Raw genomic sequence first — 15,841 nt, forward strand, 5'->3', positions numbered from 1 at the left:
AGCAACAAGAATGCACGTGATCTCACTCGGACGCAAAGGAGCGCCATGAAGACCCTGATCCGCGGCGTGGCCGCCGCCACCGTCGACGACGAGCTCGGCGACCTGCCCGACACCGACATCCTCATCGAGGACGGCGTCATCTCCGTCATCCGGCCCGGCATCGCCGCGGACGCCGACCTCGTGATCGAAGGGGCGGGGATGATCGCCATCCCGGGCATGGTGGACACCCACCGCCACACGTGGCAGACCGCGCTGCGTGGCATCCTCGCGGACGGCAACATCCCCGACTACCTGCGCGGGATCCGTCTGCAGATGGCGCCGCGCTATCGCGCCGACGACATGTACGCGGGGAACTACGTCGGTGCGCTCGATGCCCTGAACAGCGGGGTGACGACCCTGGTCGACTACTGCCACAACATCCTCGACCCGGAGTGCGCCCATGCCGCCGTGGGAGGACTTCGGGATGCCGGCATCCGGGCGCTGTACGCCCACGGGCTCACCCCGATCCTGACGAACACGTGGGGGGAGTCGCGCGGCGGATCCACGGGAGGCGACCCGTCGGATCTGGAGACGAGGGCGCGGCTCGCGGGCGAGATCCGCAGCGGGTACTTCTCGAGCGACGACCAGCTGCTCCGCTTCGGGATCGCTCCGCAGGAGCTCGCCATCGCGCCCGTCGACGACGTGGCACGCGAGTTCCAGCTGGCTCGCGAGCTGGGCGCGCGCATCACGCTTCACGCCAACCAGGTCATGGTGCGTCGGCTCTTCAAGGACGTCGAGGTGCTGCACCGCGGCGGGCTGCTCGCCGACGACCTGCTCCTGGTTCACTGCACCTTCAACACCCCGGAGGAGTGGGCGATGCTCGAGGGGACGGGTGTGACCGTCTCGGTCTGCGCCGAGACCGAGATGCAGATGGGAATGGGCTACCCGGCGATCGGCGAGACGACCCGCCACACCCCGGGACCGAGTCTCGGCATCGACTGCGTGAGCGGCAACAGCGGTGACATGATCTCGCACAGCAGACTCGTGCTTCAGGCATCCCGCTATCGGGCGGATGAGCCGGGGTACCGCGAGTGGACCGCGCCGCAGGTGATGTCGTGGACGACGCGGGACGCGCTGCGATGGGCGACGCTCAACGGGGCACGCGCGGCCGGCATGGACCACCTCGTCGGCTCCTTGACGCCCGGAAAGCGCGCCGACATCGTGCTCATCGACATGCGAGGTGTCAGTCAGGCGGGGTGGAACCGCGCCGACCCGACCGGCGCGGTCATCTCACAGGCCAACGCCGGATGCGTCGACACCGTGCTGGTCGACGGCCAGGTCGTCAAGCGCCACGGTCTGCTGACGAACGTCGACGCGGTGGCGGCGGTGGGCCTGCTCGAGAGGTCGCACGAGCGCCTCTACGACGAGATGCGTCGCCACGGCGGATTCATCCCCCAGCCTCCCGTCGACATCCCGCTCTACCGCGAGCGGGCCTGACTGGCGCTGAAGCGTCACTGGACAAGCGACAGCAAGTGGTAATCAATACTTGACGCCGTGCAGTGACGCTTTCTAGGATCAACGCAACGACCGGAGGCCCGCAACGACCGCGGGCCCACAGTTGACAAGGGAGTCACGACGAATATGGGCGGCACTCGCACCCTTCTCCGCGGCGGAACCGTCATCACGGCTGCGCAGCCGGGTGAAGTCCTGGAGAACACCGACATCCTCATCGGAGTCGACGGCACGATCGAGCAGATCGGCGTCGGCATCGAGGCCGCCGACGCGGAGGTCATCGACGTCCGCGGCCGGATCGTCCACCCGGGGTTCGTCGACACGCATCGGCACACCTGGCAGTCGGTGGTGCGCAATCTCGCATCCGACTGGTCCCTCACCGAATACCTCGCGGGCCTGCACACGGGCCTGAGCAAGCACTTCCGTCCGGAGGACACCTATACCGGGAACTACCTCGGGGCGCTGGAGGCGCTCGACTCCGGCATCACGACCCTCGTCGACTGGTCCCACAACCTCGCGACGCCGCAGCACGCCGACGCCGCGGTGAAGGCCCTCAAGGACACGCGGATGCGCGCCGTCTTCGCCCACGGAGGCGGAGCTGCGCAGTGGGGCTCGCTGCCGTCCGCCGTGCCCCACCCCGACGACGCCCGGCGCGTGCGCGACGAGCACTTCGCCTCGGGCGACGGGCTGGTCACGATGGCCCTCGCGCTGCGCGGGCCGCAGTTCACCACCCCGGAGGTGAACCGCGGCGACTTCCAATTGGCCGAGGACCTCGACCTGCGTGTGACCGTCCACGTCGGCGATGGCTACTGGGGCAAGTCCGGTCCCATCCGGAAACTGGCCGAGGACGGACTGCTCTCCGACCGCACGACGTACGTCCACTGCTGCACGCTCGGAGACGACGAGCTGAAGCTGATCGCCGACTCCGGCGGGACCGCCTCGGTCGCGCCCGACGTCGAGATGCAGATGGGTCACGGGTTTCCCGCGACCGGGCGTCTACTGCGTGCCGGCATCCGGCCGACGTTCTCCATCGACGTCTGCAGCTCCAACGGCGGCGACATGTTCGCCACGATGCGCACGGCGATCGGCATGCAGCGTGCACTCGACAACGCTCCGTCGGTCGAGACCGGCGAAGTCCTCGAGCGCATCAGCCTGACGTGCGCCGAAGTCGTGCGGTTCGCCACCATCGACGGCGCGCATGCCGCCGGGCTCGGCGACGTGACCGGGTCGATCGAGGTCGGGAAGGCCGCGGACATCGTCGTGCTCGACGACCGATCTCTCGCCCTCACGCCGCTGAACAACCCCATCGGCAGCCTCGTGTACTCCGCCCATCCCGGACTCGTGCGCGACGTCTTCGTGCAGGGCGTGCGGGTCAAGGAGGACGGGCGTCTGGTCGGCGTCGATCTGGACCGGCTCAAGGCCGACGCGCTCGCCTCGCGCGAGTATCTGCTCGGCGAGATGCCCGAGGCTCGCCTCGACGGGTCGTGGCACCCGGAGCTGGCTACGTCATGACCGCGGCATCCACCGAGGTGCGCCGGGTTCCGAACGACCACGCGCCGCTGCCGGCGATGATCCTGTCGTGGCCGGGCACCCGTGCGCTCATCGCGGTGGTCGCCCTGTTCGTGGTGAGCCCCCTCATCGCGCCGGGGAGCGTCGGACCGACCGCTATCGTCTCGATGCTGCCGTTCGCCGCACTGATGGCGATCGTGGCCATCGGCCAGACGCTCGTCATCCAGCAGGGCGGGCTGGACCTGTCGATCCCGGGGGCGGTCACCCTGGGCGCGCTCATCGTGGCCCGATTCGGCGGCGACGACGCCCTCGGACTTCCCCTGGCGATCGTCGTCGCGATCGCCGGGACCGCCGTCTTCGGACTCGTCAGCGGCGTCGTCATCACGGTGTTCGGCCTCCCGCCGCTCGTGGTCACGATCGCGATCAACGCGCTCCTGATCGGAACCGTCCAGGCCCTGTCGGGAGGCTTCGCAGGCCAGAGCCCGCAAGCCCTGAGCCAGTTCGCGCTGAGCCGGGTCGGGGGAGTGCCGGTGCTCGTCTTCTTCGCCGTCGGCCTGGTGGTGGTCGCGCACGTCGTGGTCAAGTGGACGCGGCTCGGGCGCCGGTTCGAGCTCGTGGGAGAGAACCCGCGCAGCGCGGCCAACGTCGGGATCGGCACGCGCGGATACACGATCGCCGCCTACACCCTCTCCACCGCCCTCGCGGCCGTCGGCGGTGTGCTCCTGGCCGGACTGCTGCGCACGCCGACCCTCACAGCGGGCGACGACTACCTGCTGCCGTCGATCGCCGCTGTCGTGCTGGGCGGGACTGCGCTGACCGGCGGCCGCGGGAGCATCGTGGGCACGGCTCTCGGCGCCCTCTTCCTGGCCCAGCTGAGCCAGCTCGTGCAGACCTTCACCCAGGCCACGGCCGTTCAGAACATCGTCCAGGCGCTGATCATCGGCGTCGGAATCGTCGCTCAGCTGCAGCTGGGCGGGAGCACGTCGCGCATGCGAGCCATGATGCGCCGTCGATCGGGGGCTGCCACCCCCATACCCGAGTGATCGAGTGCGGTCCCTCACCCATCACCCAACTCGAAGGGGAGTTCCATCAATGATTAGCACAGCTACGGCTCGGCGAGGCGCCATCGCGGCTCTCGCGCTGAGCGCCCTGATCCTCGCGGGCTGTTCGTCCACCAACAGCACGGGAGACAGCACCGGCGACGGCGGCGACGGCGGCGCTCCGAACAATCTCGAGGCCGACATCGCCGCGCTGAGCGTCGGAACGGTCGACCAGTTCATCGAGATGTCGGAGGTCTGCCCCGACGACGCCGAAGAGATGACGGTGGGCGTCGTCGACGGCTATGGCACCAACACGTGGTCGAAGACGGTTCTCGCCGAGATCGAGAGCGAGGCGGCGAAGTGCCCGGCGATCACGGACGTCGAGTTCGTCGCCGGACGCGGTGATCTCGAGGCTACGACGTCGGGCATCACCAGCCTGGCGGCGAAGGGGACCGACATCATCCTGGTCATCCCCGACGCCGGCCCCGGCGAGGCGCACTTGCCCGCCATCCGCCAGGCCACCGACGCGGGATCCATCGTGATCAACTTCGCGTCCGACCCGCAGGGCGAGGCCGGTACGGACTACCTCGACTACACCGACCAGATCCCGCAGTTCGTCGGACAGTCCAAGGCCCAGTGGGTCGTGGACCAGCTCGGCGAGGAGGGCGGCAACGTGGTCTTCTTCGGTGGTCCCGCCGGCGCGCTGGTGTCGTCGCAGGAGTTCGAAGGAGCGAAGGAGGTCTTCGACGCCAACCCGCAGATCACCCTCGTCAACGACGAGCCCATCACCACCAACTGGGACCCGGCCCAGGCTCAGCAGGCTATGGCGGGCGTCCTCGCGCAGGGCACGCCGATCGACGCGGTCATCGCGGACTACGGCGCATCCGCCTCGGGCATCATCCGCGCCTACGAGGCGGCGGGCGAGACGCTCCCGATCATCACGAGCACCGACGACAACTCGCTCAGCTGCGGCTTCGCGGCTCTGAAGGAGGCGAACCCCGGCTACGAGCTGGCCACGGTGTCGTCGCGAACCTGGATCGGCCGTGTCGCCCTCCGCAAGGCCGTCGCCGCGTTCCAGGGCGGATCCAACGCCGAGCCCTCGCTCTACGAGCTGGCTCTGTACGAGGACTCGACCGGAACCACCGACGGCGCGATCACCCCTGAGGAAGCCTGCCTGCCGGACGCGCCGTCGGACGCCACGCCGTCGACCCTGCTGTCGAGCGACGAGATCCAGGAGCTGTTCGGCTGATGAACCAGACCCCCACGGCGGTCGCCTCCGCCCTCACTCTCACCGACATCACCAAGACGTACCCCGGGGTGAAAGCCCTCGACGGCGTGACGGTGGATGTCGTGGCCGGACGGGTCCACGCCGTTCTCGGTGAGAACGGCGCGGGAAAGTCGACCCTCGTGGGGATCGCGGCGGGGTCGGTGGTTCCGGATGCCGGGACCATCGACCTCGCCGGCACGACCTATGACCGCATCCGTCCCCGCGAGGCTCGCGAGGCGGGGCTGGCGATCGTCTATCAGACTCCCGCGCTCGCGCCCTCGCTGACCGTCGTGGACGCGATGATGCTGCTGCTGCCGGAGTCGAAGCGCCCGTCGCGCCGATCGGCCCACGGCTGGCTCACGCGACTGTTCGAGAGCCTGTCGCTCTCCATTGATCCGGCTGCGCTCGTCTCGTCGCTCTCGCTCCGGGAGGCGCACCTCGTCGAGATCGCGGCGGCGCTCGCCTCCGACCCGTCCGTGCTGGTGCTGGACGAGCCGACCGAGGCGCTCGGTCCCGAGGAGACCGCCTGGCTGTTCCAGCGCGTCAAGATGCTCGTCGCCGAGGGCGTCGCGATCATCTACATCACGCACCGCATCCCCGAAGTGATAGAGATCGCCGACGATCTCAGCGTCCTCCGGGACGGCAGGAAGGTCGGCAGCGGCCGCGTGGCCGACTTCACCGCCGATCAGATCGTCGAGCTGATCATCGGGCGCTCGCTCGAGACGACGTTCCCCGCCAAGGCCCCGGCGCCCGCCGTCGATGCGGTGCCGGCTCTCGAGGTCGTCGAGCTCAGCGGGCCGGGCTACGAACGCGTGTCGTTCGCCGTCCATCCGGGCCAGATCGTCGGCCTGGCGGGCGTCGAGGGAAACGGACAGCGCGCCGTGCTCCGCGGCATCGCCGGGAGCGGGTCGACCGACGGCAAGGTCTTCGTCGGCGGCGAGCAGGTGCACGTCTCGTCGCTGCGCTCGGCGACCGCGGCAGGGATCGCCTTCCTCCCCGGCGATCGCATCGGCGAGGCGATGTTCGGCAAGATGTCGATCCGCGAGAACACGGTCGCGCCGTCGCTGAAGCTGGCCATGCCCTTCGGATTCGTCAACCGTCCCCGCGAGTACGCGCTGACCCGCGAGGGCATCGACCGCCTGGCGGTGAAGGCGCCGCACCTCGAGGTACCGGTCAGCGCCCTCTCCGGCGGCAGCCAGCAGAAGGTCCTGCTGGCCCGGGGGCGGCTCGGTGACCCGCGGGTGCTCCTCGTCGAGGACCCGACCCAGGGGGTGGATGCCGGAGCCCGCGTCGAGATCTACGCCTTCCTGCGGGAGATGGCCGAAGCCGGGGTCGCCGTCGTCGTCCTGTCGACCGACGCCGTCGAGCTCGAGGGCTTGTGCGATCGCGTCATCGTGTTCTCGCGCGGTCGCGTGCAGGCGAGCCTCGCGGGCGACGAGGTCGATGAGCGAGCGATCACGGGCGCCGCGGTGCTCTCGTCCGAGACGGCGAACGTCGCGCTTCCCCAGACGGCGGGGCGTCGAAGGGGCCGGAACCTCCTGGCGGGAGAGGGGCAGGCGGTGGTCCTGCTGGGTCTCGCCGTCGCCCTCTCGGTGGTGGCGTCGTTCGTGTCCTCCGCGTTCCTGAGCCCCCTCAGCATCAGTCAGCTGCTCGCGGCATCCGCGGTGCTCATCCTGGTCGGCCTCGCTCAGCTCGTCGTGGTCATCACCGGCGGCATCGATCTCAGCATCGGATCCGTGGTGGCGCTCTCGGCCGTCATCGTCTCGTTCTTCGGCCAGTCCGGGATCGGCCTGTTCGCCGTCGGGGCCCTGCTCGCCCTCGCCGCCGGGGCGCTGGTGGGTCTCGTGAACGGCTTGCTGGTCACGAGGCTCGGGCTTCCTCCCGTCATCGCGACACTCGTCACCTCCATCGCGGTCCTGGGCTTGGCTCAGGTGCTCCGCCCGTACCCGGGCGGCTCGGCCGACGGCGACCTTCTCACGACCCTCGGGCTCGCGGTCGCTGGCATCCCCGTCGTGCTGGCGATCGCTGTCGGAGTCGCCGTCGCGCTGTGGTTCGTCATCCAGCGCACGGGACCCGGCCGTGGGCTGCGGGCGGCCGGGTCCGACCCCGTCAAGGCGAACCGGATGGGGGTGCGCGTCCCCGCCACACGTCTGTGGGCCGCGATCGCGGCGGGCACGATCGCCGCCCTCGCCGGTCTCGTCGTCTATTCGAGGTCGGGCATCGGCGACGCCAATGCGGCGCAGGCCCTGACGCTCACCTCGGTGACCGCCGTGGTCATCGCGGGAGCGAGCATCTTCGGTGGATCCGGGTCGGCGCTCGCCGTGGCGGCGGCGGGCATTCTGCTGCAGACAGTGACGAGCGCCCTCTCCTTCCTGGGTGTGGGGCTGTCGTGGCAGTTCTGGATCCAGGGCGCTTTCGTGCTCTTCGCCGCCATCGTGCCGATGGTGATCGCCATCACGCGCAACGATCGCGCCAAACTCGGCTCGCTCCGCGCCGGCTGACCGCCGCCGCCACCGATGCCATCCCGCACCCGTCACGCTCTCGAGAGAGGACAGCCATGAAGAACACCGGGACGACCGGATCCAACGCCGTCGATTGGGAGGCGCGCGTCGATTTCGACCGGCTGCGCAGCGATCGGCTCGCCCGGCTGAAGGCCGAGTTGGACCGCTCGGAGCTCGGGGCCGTGCTGGCCTTCGATTTCTCGAACATCCGCTACATGACGGCGACGCATATCGGCACGTGGGCGATGGACAAGCTCATCAGATTCAGCCTCCTGACCCGCAACAGCGACCCCATCTCGTGGGATTTCGGCTCGGCGGCCAAGCACCACGCGCTGTACAACCCGTGGCTCGATGTCACCACGGCCGAGATGGACGCCGACCCGAACGCGCCCCACGAGAACGCCCCGCGTCCGCGGCTCGAATCGGGCGCGCGCGCCGGCATCTCCACCCTGCGCGGCGCTTTCACGCCCGATGCCGAGATCGCCCAGGGCGTGGCCAGGAAGATCAAGCGCGAGCTCGAGAAGTTCGGCGTCGCGAACGAGCCGCTCGGCGTGGACGTCATCGAGCTGCCGATCCTCTTCGCGCTGCAGCAGGAGGGCATCCGCGTCGTCGACGGCCAGCAGCTGTTCATGGAGGCGCGGCGCATCAAGACCGGTGACGAGATCCGGCTGCTCACGCAGGCGGCGTCGATGGTGGATGCCGCGTACGAGGAGCTCTACCGCTTCCTTCGCCCGGGGGTGCGCGAGAACGAGGCGGTCGGGGTGGTCGCCAAGACCCTGTACGACCTCGGCTCGGAGTACGTCGAGGGGGTGAACGCGATCTCCGGGGAGCGCTGCTCGCCGCATCCGCACGTCTTCAGCGACCGGCTCATCCGGCCCGGTGACCCGGCGTTCTTCGACATCCTGCACTCGTTCAACGGCTACCGCACCTGCTACTACCGCACCTTCGCGGTCGGCTCGGCGAGCTCGGCGCAGAAGGACGCCTACACGCGGGCGCGGGAGTACATGGACCGGGCGATCGCGCTCGTGCGGCCGGGCGCTACCACCGCCGACATCGTCAAGGTGTGGCCGACCGCCCAGGAGTTCGGGTTCCCCGACGAGGAGGCCGCGTTCGCCCTGCAGTACGGGCACGGGGTGGGACTCTCGATCTGGGAGAAGCCGATCTTCTCCCGCCTCGTGTCGCTGGACCACCCGGAGGTGCTGCAGGAGGGCATGGTGTTCGCGCTCGAGACCTATTGGCCGTCGGCCGACGGCTGGGGCGCGGCGCGCATCGAGGAGGAGGTCGTGGTGACCGCCGACGGCTGCGAGGTCATCACGAAGTTCCCCGCCGAGGAGCTCATCGTCGCGGGGAAGCGCTACTACACGGTCGACGGGCCGCTCAATCTCCAGCGCGACAGCCAGTCCCACCTGAACACGACGTGGGGGCGCGGGGAGGCCTGATGGCTCGGATCGGATTCGTCGGCCTCGGCACGATGGGCTCGGCGATGGCGCGCCGGCTCGTCGATGCGGGTCACGAGCTGCATGTGTGGAACAGATCGCCGGATGCCGCGGCCGAGCTGGTCGCGGCGGGCGCCACGCTGGTCGCGAGCCCGGGCGAGGCCCTCGCGACCGGACTGTCGATCTCGATGCTCGCCGACGACGAGGCCGCGGAGGGAGTGCTGGACTCCGCCGCGGTGGCGCAGGGGCGCGGCATCCATGTCAACACCGCATCGATCAGCCCGGCGGCCGCGGACCGCCTCGAGACGCTGTTCCGCGACGCGGGTGTCGCGTACGTGGCTGCTCCCGTGCTCGGGCGTCCGACCGTGGCGGCGGCGGGAAAGCTCAACATCCTGGCCGCCGGCGCGGCGGAGAGCGTCGACGAGGTGCTGCCGATCCTCGAGACCCTCGGCGCCCGCGTGTGGCGGCTCGGCGACAGGCCGCGCACGGCGAACGCCGTCAAGGTGGCCGTGAACTACAACATCATCCACGCGATCCAGGCGCTCGGCGAGTCCATCGCCATGACGGAGCGGCAGGGGGTCGATCCGCGACTGTTCCACGAGCTGCTGACCAGCACCCTGTTCGACGGGGTCGTGTACCGGGGCTACGGGGCCGAGATCGTCGACCAGGCGTATGCGCCCCCCGGCTTCGTCATGAGGCTCGGCTTCAAGGATCTGCGGCTCGCCGAAGAGGTGGCGGCCGAGACCGGCACCGCCCTGCCGACCGCCGACGCCATGCGGCGCGTCTACGAGATCGCGCTCGCCCACCCCGACCTTGAGCACCTGGACTGGGGCGCGGCGGCCGAGGTCATGCGCCGCGGCCTGTACGACACACACACGGAGGAGCAATGAGCGAACGCACCATCGTCGTCGTCGGGGCGACGTCCGGCATCGGCCTCGAACTCGCGAAGGACATCGTCGCCGACGGCGACCGGGTGATCATCACGGGCAGAGACCAAGCGGCCGCCGACGCCGTCGCCGCGTCGATCGGCGAGAGGGCGCGCGCGGTGGCGCTCGACATCTCCGAACCGGAGGCGATCGCGGACCGCCTCTCGGGCATCGGCCCCGTACACGGCCTCGTCCTCGCCGCGATCGAGCGCGATGCGAACACGGTCCGCGACTACGACATCGCTCGCGCACGACGCCTCGTGACGCTGAAGCTCGTCGGGTACACGGAGGTCGTCCATGCCCTCCTCGACCGACTGGAGCCGTCCCGCGAGACGGGGATCGTGCTCTTCGGCGGGCGTGCGAAGGACGCCCCGTACCCCGGGTCGACGACGGTGTCGACGATCAACGGGGGAGTGGAGGGCCTGGTCCGCACCCTGGCGCTCGAACTCGCCCCGATCCGGGTGAACGCGATCCACCCCGGGATCATCGGCGACAGCCCGTTCTGGGCGTCCAAGCCCGAGGGCGTGCTCGACGGGTACAAGAGCCGCACCCCCGGGGGAGAGCTCGCGACGATGGCGGACATCGTGGACGCCACGAAGTTCCTGCTGCGCAATCAGGGAGTGTCGGGGACGAGCATCTACGTCGATCGGGGCTGGCGTCTCACCTGAGCGGTTCAGCTCTCGAAGACCTCGGGGTTCTTGGCGAGCTGACGGCGGGTGCGCCGGATGTGCCCGGCCAGGATGCGTTCGGCCTCTTCGACGTCATGGTCGCGGAGAGCCGCGACCATGAGGTGATGCTCCTCGTGAGCGATGCGGCGCGACTCGGGCTCCCACGAGGCGACGTAGGCGCGACGGTAAGGCGCGGTGCTGTTCCACAGCCGGCGCACGAGATCGCCGAGCTGCGACGTCGTCGCGCCGTCGCAGCTGGCGAGATGGAATTCGGCGTCGAGCGCGAGGAAGGCGTCGGTGTCGGCGCCGACGGCGCTGATGCGCTGCGCGAGCGCTCCCAGTCTCTCGAGCTGCTCGGCGGTCAGATGCGGAGCACTGTAGCGCAGCAGGAGCGGCTCGAGGCGCTCGCGCATCAGGTAGATCTCCTCGCATTCGGCGAGGGTCAGTCGCGACACCCACGCGCCGGAGTTCGCCACGACGGTGACGAGGCCTTCGTACTCCAGCTGCCTGATCGCCTCCCGGACGGGCACCCGGCTGGCGCCGAACTGCGCGGCGAGATCCTCCTGTCGGATGCGGGTGCCCGGAGGGTAATGTCCGGCGACGATGCCCGAGCGGATGCCGTCGGCGATCCGCACGCCGGCGTCGCCGTCTCTCGTGCGGGAGGGATCGGTCCCCTCGGTCAGCGTGTCGGTCATGTCACTCTCCGGGTCTGGCCGGGTGCCACAGCAGCGTGCGGGCGCCCGACTCGTAGGCCTTGCCGTTCGGGAAGCTCACGAGCTCGAACTGCATGCCCCACGGGGAGCGGAAGTAGAGCCATCGCTGTCCGGCCGACGCTCCGGCGCTCGCCACGGGCTGGCCCATGACCTCGACGCCGGCGTCACGGAGATAGTCTGCCGCAGCGTCGATGTCGTCCACGTACAGCGCGAGGTGGTGTCCGCCGATGTCGCTGTTGCGGGGCTGCGGCGCCTGCCCGTCGGCGCTGTCGTACTGGAAGACCTCGAGGTTCGTTCCGTTCCCCAGTCGGTAGAAGCGGATCTCCTCGATCACCGTGCGAGGGTGGACGCCCAGCTGCACCGTCATCCAGTCGTCGTCGGCGCGCTTGGCGCCCAGCACGTAGACGGGCTCGGCCCCGAGCACGTCCACGAGGAACCGCTCCGCCTGCTCCAGGTCGGGCACGGTGAACCCGATGTGGTCGGTGCCGCGCATCCCGGGGATGGCCATGCGGACTCCTCTCTGTCGCGACGCTGCTCCGCCCGATTGTATCCACGCAGGGCGCTCTTCGGAACGGTTTAGCCCAGATAATCGCAACGGAGGCTTGCGATTGGATGCAATCCAGCGTAGTTTCGGAGCAGATCCGCGCACCGCGGAGCATGGGCATCGATGGAGACGAACATGCCGAGACGTCGCAGGCTCGAGACCGGAACGCCGTGGGTCGAGCTCACCACCACCGCCGCCGACTGGAAGGCGGCGGACCCCTCGACGCTGACGACGATGCTGGGCGAGCTGCACCTCATCCGCGCGTTCGAGGAGGCGGTCCTCGACCTCGCCGCGCAGGGACTCGTGCACGGCCCGGCGCATTCCAGCATCGGCCAGGAGGGCGGAGCGGTCGGGTCGATCCACGGGCTGCGATCGACGGATGCCGTCAACGGCTCGCACCGCGGACATCACCAGTTCCTCGCCAAGACGATCGAGCACGTCTCGGGAGGGCGGCTCGATCCCGCCGCCCTCGTCACCGCGCCGCTGCAGGCCCTGCTGGAGCGGACCCTGGCGGAGATCCTGGGTCTCGCCCCCGGATTCTCGGGCGGGCGCGGAGGATCCATGCACCTGCAATGGCTGGAGGCCGGGGCGCTGGGCACCAACGCGATCGTGGGCGGCGGCGCTCCGATCGCGGCGGGCAACGCATGGGCCCAGCGGCATGCGGGCACGAGCGACGTGTCGATCAACTACTTCGGCGACGGCGCGAGCCAGATCGGGTCGGTCCTCGAGACGATGAACCTCGCGGCGACCTGGAAGCTGCCCCTCATGTTGTTCGTCGAGAACAACCTCTACGCCGTCTCCACGCACGCCGACGAGGTCTCGGCCGACCCGAGATTCTCGGTGAGAGGGCAGGGCTTCGGGGTGCCGGGCTGGCGGGTGGACGGCATGGACCCGCTCGCGGTGCATCTCGCCGCGCGCGAAGCCGTCGAGCTGATGCGCGCGGGGGAGGGGCCGGCGATCGTCGAGGCCGAGGTCTACCGGTTCTTCCACCAGAACGGGCCCTACCCCGGCAGCGCGTTCGGTTACCGGACGAAGGACGAGGAGAAGCGCTGGCGCGCGCGCGATCCGCTCGACCGGATGGCGAGCGAGCTCACCCGACTGGGTCTCCTCTCGCCGCAGGAGATCGACGAGGTGCGCCGGCAGGCGGTGTCGGCGATGACGGATGCCGTGGCCACCGTCACCGAGGACGACCCCGACGACGCGGGCCGTCGTCGCATCCGCCCGGGCCTGTGGCCCGATCCCGCGACCGTGGACGACGGCATCCGGGGCGATGCCTCAGAATTGGACGGCCTTCCGGCGCAGCCGACGGACACCGGCTGGCGGGATGTGAAGTTCGTCGACGCGGTCGCCGAGACGATGGACCGCCGCATGGAGACCGATCCCCGGATCATCGTCCTCGGTGAAGACGTGCACCGGCTCAACGGCGGCACGAACGGCGCGACCAAGGGTCTCGCGAAGAAGTACGGGCCCGGCCGCGTCATCGGCACCCCCATCAGCGAGAACGGCTTCTTCGGTCTCGCCGGCGGCGTCGCGCTGGACGGGCGGTTCCGTCCGGTCGTCGAGTTCATGTACCCGGACTTCATGTGGGTGGCGGCCGATCAGGTCTTCAACCAGGTCGGCAAGGCACGGCACATGTTCGGCGACAACAACACCGTCCCGCTCGTGCTTCGCACGAAGGTCGCAATGGGCTCGGGTTACGGCTCGCAGCACTCGATGGACCCGGCGGGGATCTTCGCCACCCAGGCCGGCTGGCGGATCGTCGCGGCCTCGTCCGCCGCGGACTACGTCGGGCTCGTGAACGCCGCGCTCGCGCTCGACGACCCCGTGCTCGTGATCGAGCACGTCGACCTCTACGGCGTCGCCGACCGCGTTCCCGAGGGCGACCTCGACTACGTCATCCCGCCGGGAAGCGCCGCCGTGAAGCGCGAGGGGCAGGACGTCACCGTGCTCACCTATCTGTCGATGGTCGGGCACACACTGGAAGCCGTCGAGCAGACCGGCATCGACGCCGAGGTCATCGACCTGCGCTGGCTCGACCGGGCGTCGCTCGACTGGGACACCGTGGGCGCCAGCATCCGCAAGACCAACCGGGTTCTCATCGTCGAGCAGGGTGCGAGAGGCCCGTCCTACGGGGGCTGGCTCGCCGACGAGCTGCAGCGGCGCCACTTCGACTGGCTCGATCAGCCGATCGAGCGCGTGACGGGAGGGCTGGCCAGCCCCAGCATCTCGAAGGTCCTCGAGCGAGCCGCGACCGCCCGCACCGAAGAGGTGGTCGCCGGACTGGAACGCATCCGCGCCGAGTGGGGAGGCCGGTGATGGCCGCCGTGGTGCGGATGCCGGCGCTCGCCGCGGGCGCGTCGGAGGCGGCGATCCAGTCCTGGCTGGTCGAGGTCGGAGCCGAGGTGTCGGCCGGCGAGGCGATCGTCGAGATCGAGACCGAGAAGGCCGTGGTCGAGTACGAGGCCGAGGAAGCGGGCACGCTGGCCGGCATCCTCGTCGCCGAGGGTGAGGCGGCCGCCGTCGGCGCGCCCATCGCAGTGCTCGCCGCTCCCGGCCAGAGCGCCGAGGACGCGCTCGCCGAAGCCGGGGCCGCGCCCACGGCGGCGGAGTCGCCGGGGACCGCTGCGTCGGCCCCCGCCGATCAGGCTGCCCCGCCCGAGCCTCCCGTCTCGGTCGGCGCGCCGCCCGCTCGCGCCGGAGAATCCGCGGTCGACCGGCCCGTCTCCGTCGTCTCGAAGCCGGCCGAGCCGCCGGCCGCTGAGACGGCGACGCCCGCCCGGCCGGAACGCGCCGCTCCTGCCGCGGACGCGGAGTCCGCCGCCGGGGCGAGCCCCGCCGCAGCCTCCTCCTCGTCGCGCCGCCTCTTCGCGAGCCCCCTCGTGCGCCGCCTCGCGAAGGAACGCGGGATCGATCTCGCGACGATCCAGGGGAGCGGACCGCAGGGGCGGATCGTCCGCCGCGATCTCGACGCGCTCCCCGCCGCCGCGCCCCCGGCTGCAGCGCCGGCCCCGGCTCCGGCGCGGCCCGGTGCGACGGAAGCGACCACGACCCCGGAATCGGTCGGATACGTCGACATCCCGCACACCGGCATGCGCCGGGCGATCGCGCGACGCCTGACGGAGAGCACCACCACGGTGCCGCACTTCTTCCTCACGGCGGACTGCCGCGTCGACGAGCTTCTGGAGCTGCGCGCGCGCATCAACGCCGACCCGGCCCACCGCGTCTCGGTGAACGACTTCGTGCTGAAGGCGGTCGGCGCGGCGATGCAGGAGGTCCCCGACGCGAACGCGATCTGGACGGATGCCGCCACCCGCCGCTTCTCGAGCGTCGATGTGGCCGTGGCCGTCGCGGTTCCCGGCGGGCTCCTCACACCGGTGGTGCGGGGAGTGGAGCGCCTTCGGCTCGGCGAGCTGAGCGCGACGGTCCGCGCTCTGGCGCAGCGCGCCCGCGACGGCGGCCTGAAGCAGCACGAGCTCGAGGGCGGGTCGTTCTCGGTGTCGAACCTCGGCATGTACGGGACGACCGAGTTCTCGGCGATCATCAACCCGCCGCACTCGGGCATCCTGGCGGTCGGGGCGGCGACGCCTCGGCCCGTGGTGGGCGCGGACGGCGCGCTGACGGTCGCGACCGTGATGACGGTGACGCTGTCAGCCGACCATCGCGTCCTCGACGGTGCGGTGGCCGCCCAATGGCTCGCCGCGTTCGTGCGCCACATCGAGAACCCGCTCGGGATGCTGGTCTGACGT

General features: G+C 70.3%; 12 protein-coding genes. 10 read left to right on the forward strand and 2 right to left on the reverse strand.

What is annotated here, in order from left to right; all coding sequences use genetic code 11:
- Positions 1-45: 45 nt before the first annotated feature.
- The 8 genes from ACFUTX_RS03280 to ACFUTX_RS03315 all read left to right on the forward strand — a co-directional run bounded on the left by ACFUTX_RS03280 (position 46) and on the right by ACFUTX_RS03315 (position 10,838).
- Positions 46-1,476 (forward strand): amidohydrolase family protein, encoded by a 1,431-nt coding sequence (locus ACFUTX_RS03280; RefSeq protein ID WP_378860752.1) that lies wholly within the window; start codon positions 46-48, stop codon positions 1,474-1,476.
- 144 nt (positions 1,477-1,620) lie between these two features.
- Positions 1,621-3,003, forward strand: coding sequence for an amidohydrolase family protein (locus ACFUTX_RS03285; RefSeq protein WP_378860753.1), 1,383 nt, complete (start codon positions 1,621-1,623; stop codon positions 3,001-3,003).
- A complete protein-coding gene (locus ACFUTX_RS03290) occupies positions 2,976-4,043 on the forward strand; it encodes an ABC transporter permease (RefSeq protein WP_378860754.1) in 1,068 nt (355 codons plus the stop codon). The genes ACFUTX_RS03285 and ACFUTX_RS03290 overlap by 28 nt, the downstream gene beginning before the upstream one ends.
- A gap of 49 nt (positions 4,044-4,092) precedes the next feature.
- On the forward strand, positions 4,093-5,289 hold the full coding sequence (locus ACFUTX_RS03295; RefSeq protein ID WP_378860755.1) for a substrate-binding domain-containing protein: 1,197 nt from the start codon (positions 4,093-4,095) through the stop codon (positions 5,287-5,289).
- The gene (locus ACFUTX_RS03300; RefSeq protein ID WP_378860756.1) at positions 5,289-7,808 is read left to right on the forward strand and encodes an ATP-binding cassette domain-containing protein; all 2,520 of its coding nucleotides are present in this window, start codon (positions 5,289-5,291) and stop codon (positions 7,806-7,808) included. Before ACFUTX_RS03295 ends, ACFUTX_RS03300 begins: the two co-directional genes overlap by 1 nt.
- A 56-nt stretch (positions 7,809-7,864) precedes the next feature.
- On the forward strand, positions 7,865-9,247 hold the full coding sequence (locus ACFUTX_RS03305; RefSeq protein WP_378860757.1) for a M24 family metallopeptidase: 1,383 nt from the start codon (positions 7,865-7,867) through the stop codon (positions 9,245-9,247).
- Positions 9,247-10,134, forward strand: a complete 888-nt coding sequence (locus tag ACFUTX_RS03310; RefSeq protein ID WP_378860758.1) for an NAD(P)-dependent oxidoreductase — start codon at positions 9,247-9,249, stop codon at positions 10,132-10,134. The genes ACFUTX_RS03305 and ACFUTX_RS03310 overlap by 1 nt, the downstream gene beginning before the upstream one ends.
- On the forward strand, positions 10,131-10,838 hold the full coding sequence (locus ACFUTX_RS03315) for an SDR family NAD(P)-dependent oxidoreductase (RefSeq protein WP_378860759.1): 708 nt from the start codon (positions 10,131-10,133) through the stop codon (positions 10,836-10,838). Before ACFUTX_RS03310 ends, ACFUTX_RS03315 begins: the two co-directional genes overlap by 4 nt.
- A gap of 5 nt (positions 10,839-10,843) precedes the next feature.
- Here the strand turns inward: ACFUTX_RS03315 and ACFUTX_RS03320 are convergent, their stop codons facing one another.
- Positions 10,844-11,533 carry a GntR family transcriptional regulator gene (locus ACFUTX_RS03320; protein ID WP_378860760.1) on the reverse strand — a complete coding sequence of 230 codons (690 nt, stop codon included), beginning with the start codon at positions 11,531-11,533 and terminating at the stop codon, positions 10,844-10,846.
- A gap of 1 nt (position 11,534) precedes the next feature.
- Complete coding sequence (locus ACFUTX_RS03325; protein WP_378860761.1) at positions 11,535-12,059, reverse strand: VOC family protein; 525 nt, start codon at positions 12,057-12,059, stop codon at positions 11,535-11,537.
- Between the two features lie 171 nt (positions 12,060-12,230).
- On the opposite strand from ACFUTX_RS03325, the gene ACFUTX_RS03330 reads away from it, so the two are divergent.
- A complete protein-coding gene (locus ACFUTX_RS03330) occupies positions 12,231-14,411 on the forward strand; it encodes a thiamine pyrophosphate-dependent enzyme (protein ID WP_378860762.1) in 2,181 nt (726 codons plus the stop codon).
- Positions 14,411-15,838 carry a pyruvate dehydrogenase complex dihydrolipoamide acetyltransferase gene (locus ACFUTX_RS03335; protein ID WP_378860763.1) on the forward strand — a complete coding sequence of 476 codons (1,428 nt, stop codon included), beginning with the start codon at positions 14,411-14,413 and terminating at the stop codon, positions 15,836-15,838. The genes ACFUTX_RS03330 and ACFUTX_RS03335 overlap by 1 nt, the downstream gene beginning before the upstream one ends.
- Positions 15,839-15,841 lie beyond the last annotated feature (3 nt).

The sequence above is a fragment of the Microbacterium sp. NPDC057407 genome (assembly GCF_042803895.1).
Classification (GTDB): domain Bacteria; phylum Actinomycetota; class Actinomycetes; order Actinomycetales; family Microbacteriaceae; genus Microbacterium.